This window comes from Acidobacteriota bacterium (genome assembly GCA_028875725.1).
In the GTDB taxonomy this organism is placed as follows: domain Bacteria; phylum Acidobacteriota; class Thermoanaerobaculia; order Multivoradales; family Multivoraceae; genus Multivorans.
Map to the genome: position 1 here is coordinate 1 of JAPPCR010000014.1, position 16,558 is coordinate 16,558.

At 65.5% G+C, this 16,558-nt stretch carries 17 protein-coding genes; 4 read left to right on the forward strand and 13 right to left on the reverse strand.

What is annotated here, in order from left to right; translation table 11 throughout:
- From OXI49_11355 to OXI49_11370, 4 genes are all read right to left on the reverse strand, one after another.
- A partial coding sequence (locus OXI49_11355; protein MDE2691102.1) for an HlyD family efflux transporter periplasmic adaptor subunit occupies positions 1–1,162 on the reverse strand: 1,162 nt, incomplete at its 3' end.
- Positions 1,159–2,358, reverse strand: a complete 1,200-nt coding sequence (locus OXI49_11360; protein ID MDE2691103.1) for a TolC family protein — start codon at positions 2,356–2,358, stop codon at positions 1,159–1,161. The genes OXI49_11360 and OXI49_11355, both read right to left, overlap by 4 nt.
- A gap of 61 nt (positions 2,359–2,419) precedes the next feature.
- A complete protein-coding gene (locus OXI49_11365) occupies positions 2,420–2,797 on the reverse strand; it encodes a hypothetical protein (protein MDE2691104.1) in 378 nt (125 codons plus the stop codon).
- A gap of 32 nt (positions 2,798–2,829) precedes the next feature.
- Entirely contained in the window at positions 2,830–3,060 is a 231-nt protein-coding gene (locus OXI49_11370) for a type II toxin-antitoxin system HicB family antitoxin (protein MDE2691105.1), read from the reverse strand.
- Between the two features lie 183 nt (positions 3,061–3,243).
- Between OXI49_11370 and OXI49_11375 the strand changes: the two genes are divergently transcribed.
- Positions 3,244–5,394 (forward strand): prolyl oligopeptidase family serine peptidase, encoded by a 2,151-nt coding sequence (locus tag OXI49_11375; GenBank protein MDE2691106.1) that lies wholly within the window; start codon positions 3,244–3,246, stop codon positions 5,392–5,394.
- Positions 5,395–5,406: 12 nt separating this feature from the next.
- Here OXI49_11375 and OXI49_11380 read toward each other — a convergent pair whose 3' ends face one another.
- From OXI49_11380 to OXI49_11400, 5 genes are all read right to left on the reverse strand, one after another.
- Positions 5,407–7,521 carry a TonB-dependent receptor gene (locus tag OXI49_11380; protein MDE2691107.1) on the reverse strand — a complete coding sequence of 705 codons (2,115 nt, stop codon included), beginning with the start codon at positions 7,519–7,521 and terminating at the stop codon, positions 5,407–5,409.
- A gap of 107 nt (positions 7,522–7,628) precedes the next feature.
- On the reverse strand, positions 7,629–9,026 hold the full coding sequence (locus OXI49_11385; GenBank protein ID MDE2691108.1) for a DUF3526 domain-containing protein: 1,398 nt from the start codon (positions 9,024–9,026) through the stop codon (positions 7,629–7,631).
- Positions 9,023–10,471 carry a DUF3526 domain-containing protein gene (locus tag OXI49_11390; GenBank protein MDE2691109.1) on the reverse strand — a complete coding sequence of 483 codons (1,449 nt, stop codon included), beginning with the start codon at positions 10,469–10,471 and terminating at the stop codon, positions 9,023–9,025. The genes OXI49_11385 and OXI49_11390 overlap by 4 nt, the downstream gene beginning before the upstream one ends.
- Positions 10,468–11,187 carry an ABC transporter ATP-binding protein gene (locus tag OXI49_11395; GenBank protein MDE2691110.1) on the reverse strand — a complete coding sequence of 240 codons (720 nt, stop codon included), beginning with the start codon at positions 11,185–11,187 and terminating at the stop codon, positions 10,468–10,470. The genes OXI49_11390 and OXI49_11395 overlap by 4 nt, the downstream gene beginning before the upstream one ends.
- Before the next feature lie 178 nt (positions 11,188–11,365).
- Entirely contained in the window at positions 11,366–11,671 is a 306-nt protein-coding gene (locus OXI49_11400) for a hypothetical protein (protein MDE2691111.1), read from the reverse strand.
- A gap of 119 nt (positions 11,672–11,790) precedes the next feature.
- Here OXI49_11400 and OXI49_11405 point away from each other — a divergent pair, with 119 nt between their 5' ends.
- Complete coding sequence (locus OXI49_11405) at positions 11,791–12,591, forward strand: hypothetical protein (protein ID MDE2691112.1); 801 nt, start codon at positions 11,791–11,793, stop codon at positions 12,589–12,591.
- Positions 12,581–13,465, forward strand: coding sequence for a hypothetical protein (locus OXI49_11410; GenBank protein ID MDE2691113.1), 885 nt, complete (start codon positions 12,581–12,583; stop codon positions 13,463–13,465). The genes OXI49_11405 and OXI49_11410 overlap by 11 nt, the downstream gene beginning before the upstream one ends.
- Positions 13,466–13,638: 173 nt before the next feature.
- On the opposite strand, the gene OXI49_11415 is transcribed toward OXI49_11410, so the two are convergent.
- The 4 genes from OXI49_11415 to OXI49_11430 all read right to left on the reverse strand — a co-directional run bounded on the left by OXI49_11415 (position 13,639) and on the right by OXI49_11430 (position 15,605).
- Positions 13,639–14,157, reverse strand: a complete 519-nt coding sequence (locus OXI49_11415; GenBank protein ID MDE2691114.1) for an RES family NAD+ phosphorylase — start codon at positions 14,155–14,157, stop codon at positions 13,639–13,641.
- A gap of 75 nt (positions 14,158–14,232) precedes the next feature.
- A complete protein-coding gene (locus OXI49_11420) occupies positions 14,233–14,592 on the reverse strand; it encodes a DUF2384 domain-containing protein (GenBank protein MDE2691115.1) in 360 nt (119 codons plus the stop codon).
- 333 nt (positions 14,593–14,925) lie between these two features.
- The gene (locus OXI49_11425) at positions 14,926–15,192 is read right to left on the reverse strand and encodes a hypothetical protein (GenBank protein ID MDE2691116.1); all 267 of its coding nucleotides are present in this window, start codon (positions 15,190–15,192) and stop codon (positions 14,926–14,928) included.
- Complete coding sequence (locus OXI49_11430; protein MDE2691117.1) at positions 15,189–15,605, reverse strand: hypothetical protein; 417 nt, start codon at positions 15,603–15,605, stop codon at positions 15,189–15,191. The genes OXI49_11425 and OXI49_11430 overlap by 4 nt, the downstream gene beginning before the upstream one ends.
- 156 nt (positions 15,606–15,761) lie before the next feature.
- Here OXI49_11430 and OXI49_11435 point away from each other — a divergent pair, with 156 nt between their 5' ends.
- Entirely contained in the window at positions 15,762–16,553 is a 792-nt protein-coding gene (locus OXI49_11435) for a nucleotide-binding protein (protein MDE2691118.1), read from the forward strand.
- The last annotated feature ends 5 nt before the right edge of the window (positions 16,554–16,558 follow it).

Genomic DNA, 16,558 nt, shown 5'->3' on the forward strand with positions numbered 1-16,558 from the left:
GCCCGCTCTCCGGGTCGTCGAGCACCAGACCGCGCAGGCCCGCGTCCATGAGCCGCCGCGCATCCTGCGGGGGCAGGGCGACCTCGATCCACACGACGTCCGTCCGCACGAGGCGGGCGAGGGCTTCCCCGGCAGAGACCGTCGCCCCGGGCGTCGTGGTCACGGCGGCGATCCGGCCGGAGAACGGCGCCCGCGGCGAGATGCCGGCGCTGTCCGCTCCGCCTTCGCGCGAGGCACGTGCCGATTCGAGGTCCCGTTCCGCCGCCCGGTGCCGCGCCTCGAGCATGCGTGCGCGGACCCCGGCCTCCTCGACCTCCCGCTCGCTGACCGCTTCGAGAGCCAGGAGTTCCCGGAGTCGGGAGCTGCGCGACCGCGCGCTCTCCAGCTCCGTCGCCAGCGCCTCGAGCTCGCCTTCCAGAGTCGCCAGACTCCGCTCGGAGGCGACCAGCGGAACCACCCGGAACAGGGCATCGTTCCGTTCGACGCGGCGGCCGACGAACGGCCAGGAACGGGCTCCCGCTGGTGGCTGGACGACCCCGTCCACCTGCGCGGTGATGGTGCTCTCGCCGCCGGCCGGCGGGCGGAAGGAGGCGACGCCGGCGACGCTCCGGGCGAGGCGGCCCTCCCGCACCCAGGCGGCCGCGAAGCCGCCCTGCCACTGTTGTTCCTTCAGGAAGGAAACGGGCTCGCCGCCGTCGGACCCAACGGGGAGCGACCGTACCTTCAGGAGGCCTTCCGCGTGGTCCGCCGTGCCAACGCGGAGCCCGCCTCCCGGGATCTCCTCGACTCCGTTCCCGTCGTCGATCCGGAAGAGCAGGTCCGCCTCGCCGGCACGTTGGGGCGTCACCTCGATGTCGAAGACCCCAGGAGCGGCGGGCTGGTCCGCGCGGAAGATCTGCTCGCCGGACCCATCGACAAGGACGATCTCGACCGTTCCCCGTAACAGCGGTGCGAAATCGGCCAGGCGCGTGACGTGCGTGTGGGCCATCGCCGTGTGACCTGCCGCCAGCGCGTCGATCTCGGGGAAGACCTCGAACCGCTCCCCGAGAGCCGTGACCGACCAGCTTTCGTGGGAATGATCGTGCTCTTCGGCGGGCGGCGAGCCAACGCAGGCCGTCAGCAACAACGCCGCCAAGGCAATCCGCGCTTCGCCCCACCTCATGACCCCGGCCCTCCCTCCCGGCTAGCCGCCAGCCGTTCCAGCTCCCGGTGCGCCGCCAGCGCCGCCTCGTGCAGATCGAGCACCGCCAGCTCCGCCTCGGTCACCGAGCGGTGTGTCTCGAGCAGATCGGTCAGCCCGGCCTCACCCTGGCGAAAGGCTGCCTCCGCGCTGTCCAGCATCCGTTCCGTGGCGCCGAGTTCCTCGCGGGCCTCGGCGAGGGAGGCCGCGAGTCGTGCGAAGTTCGTGCTGGCCGCGTTCCGCGCGGCCGCGGACTCCCGCTCCGCGAGTTCGAGCCGCGCCCGAGCGGCCTCCAGGCCGGCGCCGGCGCTCTGCCGCGCCGCTTGCCGCCGGTCGAAGAGCGGAACGGACCACGCGACACCGAAGATCGGCCCGTCGACGGCGCCGGGAGTCAGATCCTGCCGGCGCCAGCCCACTGTGACCTCCGGCGAGGCCACGATCGGCCGGGTCGCAAGCTGGGCCAGCTCGGCCGCCGCCAGGTCCGCCTCCGCGGCACGCACGCGGATGTCCGCACCATCCAGCGACGGCGCAGCCGGCAGTTCGGGCAGAACCGGCCGCGCGTTCGCCGGCAAACCGGGATGCCAGGCTGCCGCTTCGGCTCTAGCCCGTTCGCTCGCCCCGGCGGCGAGCGCGACGCGGGACCGCAGCGTAGCGGCGGCCAAACCCAGCCGGCGGGCTTCGAGTCCGGACGCTTCCCCCCTCTCCGCGCGAACGGCCTCGCGTTGCGCAAGCGACCCGACCCGCTCGGCCTGGAGCGTCAGTCGTTGCCGCCGCGCGTCGGCCACCGCCCAGCCAGCGTAGGCCTCCCTCATCGCCAGGCGGTAGCCCAGCAGGTCGTACGCCAGGCGACGACGGGCAGCCCCGATCTCGCCTTCGCGGGCCTCGATCTCCGGGGCGCGGGCGGCGTCCGGCATCTTCCAGGAAACGAGAACGTCCGTCTGGCCGATCGGACCGTCAGGATCCTCCCGCACAGCCTCGACGACGGGATTGTCGAGTGTCCGGGCCGCCAGCAGACGGGCCTCGGCGAGCCCTACGACCCCGGCGCTCTCGCGAACGGCGGGGTGCGTCTCGTCGAGGACCGAGAGGAACTCAGCCTCGGTGACGACAGGCCGGTCCTGTGCCGCTCCGGCGACGGCGAAGAAGCCTCCAAAGAGGCCGATCAGGATGGAACGATGCATGCTGACTCCTTTCCACGTCCAGGTTCCGGGCGCGAATCGCACCCGGGCCTAAGGCCGCGGATCAGAGCAGCAGTGCGCAGTGAGACCGGAAGAGTGGCGCCGGCGGTCCGCGTCGTGAGGCCGCTTCGTAGAGCGATCCCTCGGCGAACGTCACCGACGACGAGAGCGGCGCGGCAAGGACAGCCGACGACGACGGGCAGAGACGCAGCAAGCCGGCGTCGGCGTCCAGCGTGACGTCGTGGTCGTGGTCGGGCACGACCTCGTCGTCGTGGTGGTGCCCGTGCGTCGCCGACCTGGCGAGGGCAGCGGTGTCGTGCTCGTGCTCAGACGCGAAGAGATGAGCCGCCAGGTCCACCCCGGCGGTGAGCGCGAAGGCACCCGGCGTCTGGCATCCGAGCAGGACGGCGACCGCGACGACACGCTTGAGCGGAGTGCTCACGCTGATCACTGTGCCAGACGCGCGGCTGTTGGTCAACGAGACGCGGGCGTCACTCCTCGTTCCTCGAGGAAGGCCATCCACCGGTTCTCTTCGAGGCAGTGCTCCATCACCAATTGGAGCGCCTCTTTCAGCATCTTGATGGCGTCCTCCGGATCGTCTCCCTGGCTGGCGATGTCCAGGGCCGGGCAGTTCGCCACCCAAACGTCGTTCTCTTCATGGGTCTGGATCGCCAGCTTCAACGTCCAGACGCAGTCGACGCCCATCGTCCCTTCCTTCCTCCAAGTCCGCGGTTCCACACCGCGATGGGGCACGAACGGCAGTTACCCGCCTGGACGACATTCTACGGAATGCCCGTCGAGACCGTCTTGCTGACGTCCGTCTCATGGTCGAGTCTCCCGAAGGTAGGGTGAACGACCTCGACGAACCCACCAAGGATCGTACTCACCATGATGCCAAGCCCCCTGTGTTCGCCAAAGCTCCGGTCCTTGACCTGTGCCGCCCTGCTTCTCCTCGGCCTCGCTGCCTGCGGCGGGGACTATCCGCCACCCCCGGAGACGGAGCAGATTGCCTTCACCGAGACGCTCCACGGCGTCGAGTTCGAGGATCCCTACCGCTGGCTGGAGGACCAGGACAGCCCGGAGACCCGCGCATTCATCGACCGGCAGAACGAGTACGCCGAGCTGATCGTCGGCGAGCCGCCGGAGCGAGACTGGGCGCGGCGGCGGTTGAGTGAGCTGATCGATACGCCGGCCGTCGGCTCGCCGAACAAGGCCGGCGAGTACGAGCTCTTCACCCTGCGCCGGACGGGCGAAGAGCTGGCGGCCATCGTGCGTCGTCCGGCGCCCGAGGATGCCGACGCCGGGCCCGCGAAGATCGACCCGGCCGGTGAGTACGAGGTCGTGATCGACCCGGCGGAAGTCGGCAGCGAGTACGCGCACCTCGGGATCGTCTCCGTTTCGCCCGACGGGAAGCTCCTGCTCTACAACGTCCGCATCGGCGGCGAGGACGAGACGACGGTCCGCCTGCGGGACCTCGAACAGAACGTCGACCTGGACTTCGAGATGCCCAGGGCGCTGAACGACCAGGCGTTCTTCGCGAAGGATGGCAGCGGCATCTACTACACCGTCCGCGACCGGATGGAAGGACCGCGCGTCCGCTTCCACCGGTTCGGCACCGAGCGGGCAGAGGACGCCCTCGTGTTCGGCGAGGGGATCGGACCGCGGGCCTTCGTTCGCGCCGAACAGCTCGACGAGGAGAAGCTGCTCGTCGGGGTCCAGCACGGTTGGGCCCGGAGCGACCTCTACCTGGTCGAGGTCGGAACCTGGCGCGCGACGCCGATCGTCGAAGGCATGGAGGCCCGCTTCAACACCCACCACAACGACGGCCGTCTGTTCGTGCGCACGAACCTGGGCGCGCCGCTCAACCGGCTGATGGAGATCGATCTCGACCAACCCGAGGTCGCCAACTGGAACGAGGTCGTGCCGGAAGCCGACGACGTGCTCCAAGGCGTGTCGGTGATCAACGGCAAGCTCTACCTGACCTACCTGCACCACGTCGCGAGCCGGATCCGCGTCTTCGAACTCGACGGCACGCCGGCCGGCGAGATCGAGGTGCCAGAGCACCACAACGCCAGCATTCGGGGGGCCGGCGAGGGCAAGGCGCTGCTATCGCTCGTCTCCTACCTCCAGCCGTCCGTGACCTGGCTGCTCGACCTCGAGACGGGCACGCGGGAGGTCTTCCGGGAAGCGCAACTGCCTTTCGACGGCACCGGCTACGTGCTGAAGCAGGTGCGCTACACCTCGAAGGACGGCACGTCAGCGCCGATGTACATCGCCCACAGGGAGGACTTCGAGCCCGACGGTACGACCCCGGCCCTGCTCAACGGCTACGGCGGCTTCAACGTCTCCCTGACTCCGCGGTTCAACCCGCTGGCCGCTCTATGGCTCGAGGCCGGCGGCGTTTACGCCGTCGCCACACTGCGCGGCGGCAGCGAGTACGGCGAGGAGTGGCACCAGGCCGGAATGCTCCACAACAAGCAGACCGTCTTCGACGACTTCATCTCGGCCGGCGAGTGGCTGATCGCGGAGGGCTACAGCGACCCGGACCGTCTGGCGATCCACGGCGCCAGCAACGGCGGACTGCTCGTGGGCGCCTCCCTGACCCAGCGCCCCGATCTCTACCGCGCCGTCCTCTGCGGCTTCCCCGAACTCGACCTGATCCGCTTCTACACCTTCTCCGAAACGAACAACATGCCCGCCCTGCTCGAGTACGGCGACGGCGAGATCCCCGACCAGTTCGAGTCACTGCGCGGCTTCTCGCCGTACCAGGCGATCCGCGACGGCGTCGCGTACCCCGCGGTCATGCTGACCCAGGGCGATCTGGACACGCGGGTGCCGCCGCTGCAGGCCCGCAAGGTCGCTGCCCGGTTGCAGGCGGCCTCGTCATCGGGACTGCCGGTGATCATGCGCTACCACCCGTATGCCGGTCATGCCGCCAGCCGCGGTCTGCCGATGTCGGAGCGGGTCGAGTTCGTCGCCGCGGAGGCTACGTTCCTGCTGACTCAGACGGGGTTGACGGCACCGGGCGGTCAGAGCTGAAGAAGCCGCCTCTCAGAAGTTGTAGCTCACGCCAACGCCGACTCTGCGTCCGCGGGCAATCGTGCTTGCCGGAGCATTGAACACGATGCCGGACATGTAGATGTCCTCGTCCAGCAGATTGTCGCCCCAGAAGTAGATCTCGCGCGGGCCCATCCCAAGACCCACACGCAGACCCACCCTGTCGTATGCGTCGAACAGGAGACGGTTGGCCGGGTCCGCGAAGCGTTCCCCCAGGTGGTTGTAGTTGAGGTGGCTCCGGAGCTCCAGGCCACCCGGGCGAGTCGAACCCAGCGGCTGGATGTGCGTGAGTGCCAGTGAACCGCTGAAGTGGGCGCTGTTTGGCACCCTGCTTCCGACGGGCACCCGCGCGAAGCTGTTCGCCGGCACGCCCGTGATCTCCGCCTCCGTGTAGTTGAGGCCGGACCGCAGAGTGAGCGTGTTCGTGATTCTCCAATCCAGCTCCAGTTCGGCTCCGCTCGTCTCGGTGTCGAAGTTCTCGGGCGCCGTTTCCTGGGTGAAGAAGTTGAAGGTGAAGATGTGATCGTCCTTGACGTCGTTGAAGTACACGGCCCCGGTCAGGAGGACGTCGCCGCTCCCCACGCCGCTCTTGAATCCAACCTCGTAGGAGTTCACCCTGGATGGCGCATACGGCGCGTCCAGCCGGCCCCGCGTGACGTTGGCGCCTCGGTCGGCAAAGCCACCGGCCTTGTAACCCCGGCTGTAGATCCCGTACAACGACACACGTTCACTGACGTGCAGGTTGAGGCCGGTACGTCCGGTGAGGTAGTCGTCGCTCAGGTCCTGCTCCAGTTCGACGAAGCGAAGCGGGTTCGGATTGAACCGGTTGGGTGCCCAGACGATGTGGAAGTCCTTCTTCTCCCAGGTGTGGCGAACGCCGGCGGTCAACTCCAGTCGATCCGTCAACGGATACGTCATCTCGCCGAAGACGGCGTTCGTCGTCGTATTGAAGTCACGCTCGTTGATGTCCGCGTTCAGGGCGACAAAGGGGAAGAAGAACGGGTCCTCGTAATCGAACGACGCTGACTTGCTGGTGTCGTCGTAGTAGTGCGCGCCTGCAACCCAGAACAGATCGCTCGTTCCCCTTGAGTTCAAACGGAACTCCTGGTTGAAGAACTCGCGTTCGAAGCTGTTGTTGACGACGCCGTAGTTGGCGGGGACGAAGCCCAACTGGGGCAGGAAGATCCTGCCTTCGTAGAGAATCCCGGTCGACCGATTCGCGGTCTCGTCGTACGCCGAGATCGAGGTGAAGTCGAACCCGCCAAGGTTGGCGGTCACCCTCATCGTCCACTGATCGACGTCCTTGTCGCCATCGACGGCGCCGGGAGGGGCATCCATCTGCGGCGGATCGGTCTGAGGATGGAGCGAGTAGATGAAGGGGGAGTCGCGCAGGCGGGCGTGGCTGCTCGTCAGATTGAGCGCAACCCTGTCGGTCACGTCCCAGCGGAGCTTCCCTCGGGCATTCAGACTGCTCGGCGTGGTAATCGGCTCGGAGTCGTTGGGGTTGATGATGTGGTTGTCCTCACTCCGGTAGTTTCCGGCGAAGCGCAGGGCCACCCTGTCCGAAACCGCGGCGTTGAACGCGCCTTCCACCCGGTACTGGGCCTCCTCCCCGTACTCGGCGCGGGCGTAGCCTCCATTCTCGAAGACCGCCGGATTCGTCACGATCTGGATCGCCCCGGCCTCACTGTTGCGACCGAACAGGGTGCCCTGAGGACCCTTGAGGACCTGGGCCGATTCGAAGTCCAGCGTGCCGAGGGTCGAAGCGCCGATCGGCTGCGGCACTCCGTCGATGTAGATCACCACGGAACTGTCGTCACGACTCGTCTTGTTGATTGCGCCCACGCCCCGGATCCGGACATTGGCATTCGAGGTGTCGTTGAAACTCGTGATTTCCACTCCCGGCACGCTGAGGAACAGGTCCTCGAGAGAGAGGAGGCGGTTGAGCCGAATCTCCTCCGCATCGACGACGTTCACCGTGAAGGGTACGTCGCTGATGTCCTCTTCGACGAAGCGGGCCGTCACGACGATGTCGTCGAACACGACGACATCCTGCGAGCGCGCCGCGTCGTCCTCCGAAGCCGCAGCGGCGTCATCGCTCGCGGACACCTGAGCCGCCGGAAGCCAGGAGAAGAGGAGAGCAAGTCCAAGAGAAGCGAGACCGACACGTCGGGAGCTAGAGGTCATGGTCTTCGGGATTTCCTTTCTTTCGTCCGCTAGGCGAACGGGGAGTATCTGTTCCCCGGACGGCCCAGGGCTACGAACAGGCAGAGGCACGCGACCAGAAAGGCCACCGGTATGGAGATCTGCCCAAGGACAGTGGCCGGACTGTTCGACTCGAACTCGAATCCCGAGAGCGCGGCGAAGTCCTCGGTCGACATGCGGTTGCTCGCGAGAATGACCGGCCGCAGTTCGTCGTTGAGATTGGTCAGCGCGGCACGAGCCTGTGTCAGGAACGAGAGCGTCCGGTCGAAGTCGGAACCGGCGATTCTGAACAGGGCGCGCTGCGCGACAATCGCCGGAGATGTGAACTGCAGTCTGTCGACGAAGGCAGATCGACGGGCGTGACTCTCTTCGAAGGCCGCGACGATCGGCGCCGTGCTCTCGATCTCCATCACGTTCGCCAGGAAGTAGGCGTGAGCAAACTCCGGTGCTTCCATCTCGTTGGCGACCAGCTCGGGATGGTCGCTCAGATACTTGGCAGTCAGTTCAGGACGACGCTTCCAGGCATCGTTCTGCGCCACTCGCGCATCCGACAGATAGTCGAGATTCGAGGGAAGCGGGTACAGGGCTTCGCCCGCACTGTTGGCCAGAGCCGGTGCGGCGAAGGTGAACAGGGCCCACAGGCTGACGAGAACGGCGGCCGACGTTTCACTGCGGCTCGTTCTGCCCACGACCAGGTAGATGAGCCCGAGCCAGAAGAGGCTGTAGGCGAGGAACACGAGAGACCAGAGCAGCCCGAACGCCGCGGCGCCCTCGGGCGCCATCGCGATGCCGAAAACGACGGCGAGCGCGACGATGCCGCCCAGGATTCCGTTGCGAACCAGCAATCTCGTCGCGATGACTCGCTGCTTGCTGGCCCGGCTGGCGAGAAGAAGGCTGATCGTGCCGCGCGACCGATCGGCGGCGATCACGTCGAATGACAGCGCGATCATCAGGAGCGGGAGCACGACGACGATGAGGAATGCCAGGTCGAACCTGCCGAGGGTCAGCGTCGTCGGGTTCTCGAATCCATAGCGCTCCACCATCAGGTTCTGGTTCTTCAGAGGCCCGATGTTCGCGCGCGCCGGCAGCAACTCCGCGCTGCCCACCGCCAAATGTCCCAGGGGCCCCACGGGATGGGTCGCAGCGAACTCCACCTGGGAGGGGCGCGCGTCGAAGGGCGTGGCGAAGCGCTCCCCGGACTCGATTGCCACGAGCGTCTCGAGCCAAACGTCCATCTTCGCCTCGATTGCAGCCTCGTAGGCGACGAGGGACGCGGAATGAGACGCTCGCCAGGAGACTCCCGACCACACGGAGTAGAAGGACGCGAAGAGTGCGAAGGCCAGGATGGCCCACGCGGCCCTGGATCGACGGAGCCGTAAGAGCTCGAGCTTGACCAGGGCGCTGGTCATACTGCGGTCTCCATGTTCGCGGCCCGAAACGCCGCCCAACGTGCGAACAGGAAGGCCCCGCTCGCCCAGAGCACCATGACGAGCAGATAGGGGAGATAGCTCCCCGTGAAGTTCGTCAGCGGCGGCGGACCGGCTTGGTAGTCGGCAACCTCGCCCCAGAAGCTGGTCGGCGACTCGTAGACCATCGGATCGGCCCCGGAGTTGTAGAGCAGGTCTTCGTTGAGCTGCCTGATCACGACCCGCCGGTGTTCTTCAGCGCTCTTCACGAAGTCGTAGTGGTGGAGGCGGTCGGAGCCGGAGAGACCTGAGGAGAGCGCCATGACCGAAATCGTCGGGGACAACGCAGTGAGCCAGAACCGGGTGTCCTCCTGGCGGCCGTACAGGTCGTTCAGGCCGGCGTAGTAGGCGTCGTAGAGCGGGTCGGAGTACTCCTCGCTCGCCTGCAGCTCCCAGGCGCTCCACGGCACCGGCGCGTCTTCCACGTTGGCAACCTGGAACTTCTCGAGAAAGCTGGCCATTTCCCGCTTTCTGATGTCGGTGAGCGGAATGCCGAAGGCGGGAATGACTCCCCAGTACTCGGCCTTGATCTCCTCGAGGTCCTTCCACGTCTGGTAGCTGTCGGGCTGGGGCGTCGCAGTGACCGCGGCATCGTTGGCGAAGCGCGGCAGGAGCACGGTGACCAGACACCAGATGGCGAGAAGGGAGACAGCCGCGGAACGCCGACTCGGGCTGAGCGCCGAGACTCCGATGGTGAGCATCGCGAATGCAAAGAGGTAGATCCCGTAGATGCCGACGATTCCGAGAAGACGTACCGGCAGGTCTTCCTGCGGATAGCCCCTGTCGAAGACGAAGACCGCGATGGCGATCAGCGCGAACACGGGCAGGAGCAGCTTCAGCAGCGCTGACGACGCTCCTCGCAACTTGCCTTTGAAGACGGCGCCCGGAGAGACGCCGTAACTCATGACCTGCCGTAGCGTTCCGTCTTCTCTCTCCCCTGCGTAGGACCCGAACAGGAGGAGGATGACGATCAGCGGCATGATGACCTGCAGCACCCAGGCCGGGCTGAGCCCGACAAACCTCGACAGGTCGCCCGTGCTCTCCGCGCGCCTGAACCGGGACGGATTCTGGATGTGTGCTTCCATCCAGACGGCGATGCCGCCGAAGTCGATGGCGCCGGGATCGAAACTCGCCAGGGTGGGGATCGGCTTGAATACGTATCTTGAGAAGTGTGCTGCCTTGTGCGGGTTCCTGACTCCCTGGTCCAGCCAGACCGCCTTGTCGCTCTCCGCGGCAGCGGCACGCTCCGTTTCGAAGGTTGCCGTCCGGTTGAGCCCGATCGCCATCGAGGCAACCATGACGGCAATCACGCCAAGACTCAGGGCCCAGAGTCGCTTGCCCCTGCGGGCAACAAGCGCCTCCTTCGCTGCAATGACTCTTGCCTTCATGCCGCGTCCTCCCTGCCTTCGTGCATGTGTTCGAGATAGAGCGTCTCGAGCTGAGCCGCCGTCACGTCCGCTGCGGCAATCACGTCGACCAGTTGCCCGTCTCTCAGGATCCCGATCCGGCTCGCGACTTCACGAGCCCGGAACAGGTCATGTGTAGCCATCAAGCCGGCAACGCCCTGACTCCGCATCTCCCTGAGCAGAGAGCAGAACTCGTTGGCCGCCTTGGGGTCCAGCCCGGCCAGGGGCTCATCGAGGAGCAGGATCTCCGCGCTCTTCGCAAGTGCACAGGCAATCCCGACCTTCTGCTGCATGCCCTTGGAGTAGGTTGAAGCAAGCTTGTGGTTGGCATCACGCGGCAGCCCCGCCGTGTCCAGGCACTCCAGGAGTTCGCTCTCTTCCAGACGCTTCCCGGCGAGCTCGGCGAAGAACCTCAGGTTCTCGTAACCGGAGAGGTCGGGGTACAGCGCCACTCTCTCCGGGATGTAGGCAACGTGTTCACGGGCGGAAACCGGATCGGAGCGGACGCTCTTCCCCTTGACCAGCGCCTCGCCCCTCGTTGGCTCGAGGAAGCCCAGAAAGAGGTTGATGGCGGTTGTCTTCCCGGCGCCGTTTGCGCCGAGGAAACAGAGGATCTCGCCCTCCTGGACCTCGACATTCAGGCCGTCGAGTGCGACGACGCCGTTGAACGACTTCGACAGTTCTCTTGCTTCGAGCATGGAAAGTCCCTTCAGTTTCTTGGCGGTCTCGTTCGGAGACCGAGTCACTCCCGACCCCCGCGTGCCAGCGAAGAGGCTCAGGCGCGCGGCAGGGCGCTACGAACGGCGGGCGCTCGGCAGTCGTGCGACGAATCGCGCGAGCGTCCCGCGAGACTGGCTCGCTGGATCGAGAGGCGGCCTAGGCGGGTGACGGCGGACCGCGGGGCGGCGCAGGCAGGTAAGGCCGATCAACGACCGGACGGTCGGGCCCTGCGGCGCCGCAGGATGCCCCGAGGTCGTCAAGGACGAGCGTCGGAGCATCGAGTTCCTGGAAGCACTGGGTCTGCTGGAGGTGACAGGCGACGCAGTCGTGTTCGCCGACCTCGAGCTCATCGTGTCCGTGCCCGGCCGCCAGGAGCGAGCCGAGCAGTACGAGGCAGACCAGAAGGACAAAGGCGCACTGGCGACGGCCAGCCTCGCCAAGAATGGTCTTGGATCGGATCACATGCTTACCTTGGAGCTACGATCTAGCATGTAGGGACGACTGACTCGCTGTCAAGCCCCTCGGCTGATCGTCGGCGCGGCGTGGCTATCTACACACTTGAGGACCGGGCCGACGAACTCATGACAATGCCGAGACCCCTGCCCCTGGGCGAATCAAGGCGGCTTCTCGCCCCACTCGTCGACCAAGCCTGGCAGGCCTTCGACCGAGCCGGCAATCTGCCCTCGCACGTCGCACCGGCCGCACCGATTCTGTTCTTCGGTGACCTCGACGCATACCTGGCCTCGCCCTTGCGCGTGCTGACGGTCGGCCTGAATCCTTCGCTCCACGAGTTCCCTTCAAGTGATGCCTTCAATCGCTTTCCGCTGATTCAGGACAATGGCGAGCGGGAGCCGGGCCGCTATCTCGACGCGATGTCGGCCTACTTCCGTACCAGGCCCTACAAAGGCTGGTTCAGCTCCTATGAAGCGGTCCTCAATGGCGCGAGATCGAGCTACTACGCCGTGAAGCGCTCGACCGCACTCCACACCGACATCTGCACACCCGTCGCAACCGATCCGACCTGGAGCAGACTGGGCCCGGATCGCCCGGAACTCCAGGCAGTCGGCGTCCCGCTCTGGCACGAACTGCTGAAAGTGCTCCGTCCTCAGATCGTGCTGCTCTCGGTGGCGAAGTGGCACCTGAACCACATCCGGTTCCAGGCCATGGGCCCGTGGCAGGCTCTCAGAGTCTTCGACCGAACGGGCCAAGGCGATCTCCGGAAGCGCCCGTACGAGGTGCGGGCGCGGTGGTACGAAGTCGCCAGCGAACGGTCCCTGTTCGCTTGGGGACGAGCAGCTCAGAAGCCGTTCGGGCATTTGGCAAACATCCAGAAACGCGAGGCGGGCGCAATCATGGTTCAGGCATACGAAGATGACCGGTAGCCGTTGCTTCGTCCAGCTCTCGCACCCCGGACGGGAGCACCAACCCGATCGCGGCCTTGAGAAGGCCTGGAACACGCAGAACCACGGCCACGCACGGAAGTTCATGCAGTTGCACGGCCAGTGGGTCGACGAGAACCGCAATCGACAGACCGGTGATCTGTACGCCTGGGGCGAGTGGGAGCCGGAGTCCGAGCTAGTCCGTGCCCTCGATCCCCCGGACGGCGACTGGCTGCATCCGAGGTGGCTGTGGCGCCCGTACTACGTCCCGAAGACCAGCTATGAGGGACTGCACAACACCGACCCCTTCATCTTCGGGCCTCGATTCCTCTACTCCAACTGCTTCCAACCGAGCAAGCCCGGCCTGAGGCAGCTAGATGAAGGGTCCGTCATTGCGTTCGGGAGCAGCAAGAAGGTAGACGGCGAGTGGCAGTGGATGCTCGACACTGTGCTCGTCGTCAGAGACTTCAAGGACTACCACGGGTCCGAAGCACACACCACACTCCGGGACTGGACTTCGTGCACGTTCCTCGATGTGACCATCCGGCCCTTGACCGGTGACTCGCCGCAGCGGAAAGCCTGCGCATCGGCCCGCGACCGGCTCCGGCTCTACCGGGGAGCGACACCCGACGATCCCGTCGAAGGGATGTTCAGCTTCTTCCCAGCAAGTCCCGAATGCGGTGATTCGGGCTTCAGGCGACCGGTCATCGATCTGCCGGTCGAGTACATCAACCCGCGCGCCTTTCGAGCTCCGAGGGGGTTCCGGCGTGATCGAAGGCCCGACGAGCTCCGGGGAGTGTGGGACCTGCTGGTCGAGCAGGTTCACGAGGCTGGCCTCGTACTGGGGACGTTCGCCGAGTTGCCGGAGCGGCGCTGATCGTCGCGTTGCGGCGTGGCGCTCTGCGGTGATCAGGCGGTTCCGCGCTGACGGCGGGCGACTGACCGCGGGACCGAAACGCAGAGCTATGCAGAACCTCGACATCGCTCCGAAGGCAGTATCGAAGGTCTGCCTAGAGCCCGTTCCATCCTAGAGCCGTGCGCGCGGAGAGTTCAGTCCCGCCACGAGAACTCGACCGATTCCACAGCCTCTACCACGCAGTCCTTGTCGAGGTTCTCCGTGAACACGATCAGGTTCTTCCCCTCGTAGCGCGCGGACGGAACGATCAGCCCATCGCACGCCAGACGGTTGAGAGCCTCGGCAATCTCCTGGGTTCGCGCATACTCCCGGCCACCGAAGTCTGCTCTTCCGACCCCGAGCCGTTCCAACTCCTCGAAGCCGAGTTCCACGACGCGCTTCAGGCGGAGCTTCAACTTCCAGCTCGAGGCCCGTCTATCCGGCCGCTGCTCGAACAACGACCAGAACGCTTCGAACTCAGCCGCCGCGCCGTCGCGTTCGAGCGACGTGTTGAGTATCTCGAACCGCCTCGCCGGATCATTCCAGCGCCCCCCGCTGGTGCTCCCCTGAACGGCGCAACGGTCCCGCCAGACGACCCTGTACGCGACTCCCTCGAATGCGCGTCTGTCCAGACCGTCCAGTCGTTCCAGCAAGTCGGGATCGCGCTGCGTCACGTTCGTTACTCAACCTGGCGCGTCCCTCCCTGCGACCGTCTCGACGCATCGCGCTCGTCATCCAACCAAAAGCCCTCAGGTGTGGCCGGGGTCGGCCATCGCGTGGATCGCCTCCAGAACTTCCTGGGCCCGCCCCTCCCGGACCAAGTCCGCCGGTCGAAGGCCATCGAAGTACCTGTGCCTGGAGTACAACCATGCGCGCGCGGTCCTCGGGTCCGAGTAGAACTCCGCCAGACGTTCCACGATGTACTCCAGGTCCGCCAGCAGGATCTCCTTGCCTGGCCTGGGGTTCGCGTGCCCCTGGTTCCACCGGGACACGGTCCTTGGAGTCGTGCCCAGCATGTTCGCCACGTCAACCGAGCGTATCGCCGCCCTCGTCCTCAGTAACTCCAGCTTCTCGACCACCACGCTTCTTTCCGCGACCGCGCTTGGCATCGTTTCCTCCGACAGCTTTTCTCTTGCCCGCCAGCACCCAACCGCCGGGTCGTCCGGTCCGTGACTCGGGCGCTTCCCGCGCCACACGTGGCGAACCCGAATAGACATTACGATAGACACATCCATGGACGTTTGTCAACAAGTGAAGGGAGCGCGTCGCCGCAGCTGCCAGATCGTGCCGCAGCGCATCGCCGGGCTCGCATCGAGGCACAAGTCCACCTGTCAACCCTCCAGACGCGGTACCCCGCTCACTTGGTCGGTCCGGCACCGGAGCACAGCGCCGGGATTGCAGCCGGGGGCACCGAGAAGGCAGCAAGGCTGAGATCAGGTGCTTCAGGGAGTCACCTTTCGGTGGTGGCGTTTGCGGTCCTGTTGATGCCGGAGGTTGCGGTCGCCAACATAGCCTTGGCTGTCGGTGACTACGGGATACGTCAACTTCACGGAAGCGGTTCCGTCCTCTCTGACAGGGCCAGTCAACTCGATTCCGCGGATGGTGTTGCGCCCACCAACACTCTTCCCGTCGACGAACTCCAGCACGCCCGGCGTGTCAGTGGCTACGGCAACGGGACGCTTGTCGGCGTGGTTTCGCTTCTTGCTCATCGCTCGCCTTCCGCTCGGGCCTGCCGGACGGCATCGCCGCAGTCGTCCATCGCCGCGCAGATCTGGTGGACGGACTCGCGGACGTAGTAGTGCACGATCGCCGCGACCTTTCCGTTTCTGTCGTGGTTGATTTGCGAGATCGCCGAACGAGCCCCATCCGCCGCAGCCTCTTGCTCCATGCTCCTCGCCCCGTCACCGGCTTCGGTGACGTCGAACCCCTTGCAACGGTCGAGCAGTTGAAGGCCGCTCAGCGTCTCGAAGCCACCGTGGTTGTTGTCCACGTAACCGCGCACGACGTCCACCGCGATCCATCGCGGCTTGGCGTCGCACTTCTTATCCTGCCCCGCCGCCGGTGCGGCGAGCAGCAGCAGCGCTGCGACCAGCGCGACAGGGATTGGTAGTTTCGGTCTCATCACGATGCGACTCCTCTCCAGTTGCCCAAGACGCTTGTGGTGACGCCGACGGTCGGCTTCTCACTCTACTTGAGGGCTCACAGCACGAGGCGGGCGTGGGAGCAGGCGTCTGTCACCTAGAGCCTCTCTAGATCAAGGAGCTGCTACGGTACTCAAATGAAGCAGCCACCGAAGAAGAAGTCCTTAGAACGAATAGGCCGCTGCCTAGATCACATCTCCCAGCTACGAAGCGGAGCGGCAGACTCACCAGCGCTCGGCAAATGGCGTAGAGACACCGAAGTCGCCATATCAAACACGTTTCCAGGCAAGGAAGAGTACGTCGAGCGTTTCCAGAGGATCCACTACTACCCGATGTTCGCTCCGAGCAGCGCCGCAGACCGTCAGGAATCGTTCCTTAGCGGTCTGCAGTCCGCGGAGAACATGCTCGCTTCAATGGTCTCGGAAATCGAAGAGTACTGGGAGGAGGATGGGCTCCTTGAACACGTACTCGGTCCTACGCCTTCGGTGGCTACAACCGACGTGTTCATCGCTCACGGCCACAGTGTGATGAGAACCGAGGTAGCCAGGCTGATTGAGCGTCTAGGCCTGAATCCAATCGTTCTCCAGGAGCAGCCGAACAAGGGCCGCACGATCATCGAGAAGTTCGAGGAGCACTCACACGTAGGGTTCGCGGTGGCTGTTCTCACGCCAGATGATGAGGGACGCGCGAAGGACACGAAGGACCTAAGGCCACGAGCCAGACAGAATGTGATCTTCGAACTTGGGTTCTTCGTCGGAAAACTCGGCAGGAAGCGCGTGTGCGCTCTGGTGGACAAGACAGTAGAACGACCGTCGGACTACGACGGTGTGGTCTTCGTCAGCTTGGACGATGAGGAGGCTTGGAAGTTGAGACTGGCGAAAGAGCTAAGGGAGGCGGGCCTTGACATCGACCTAAACCGACTTGTTTGAGGTCT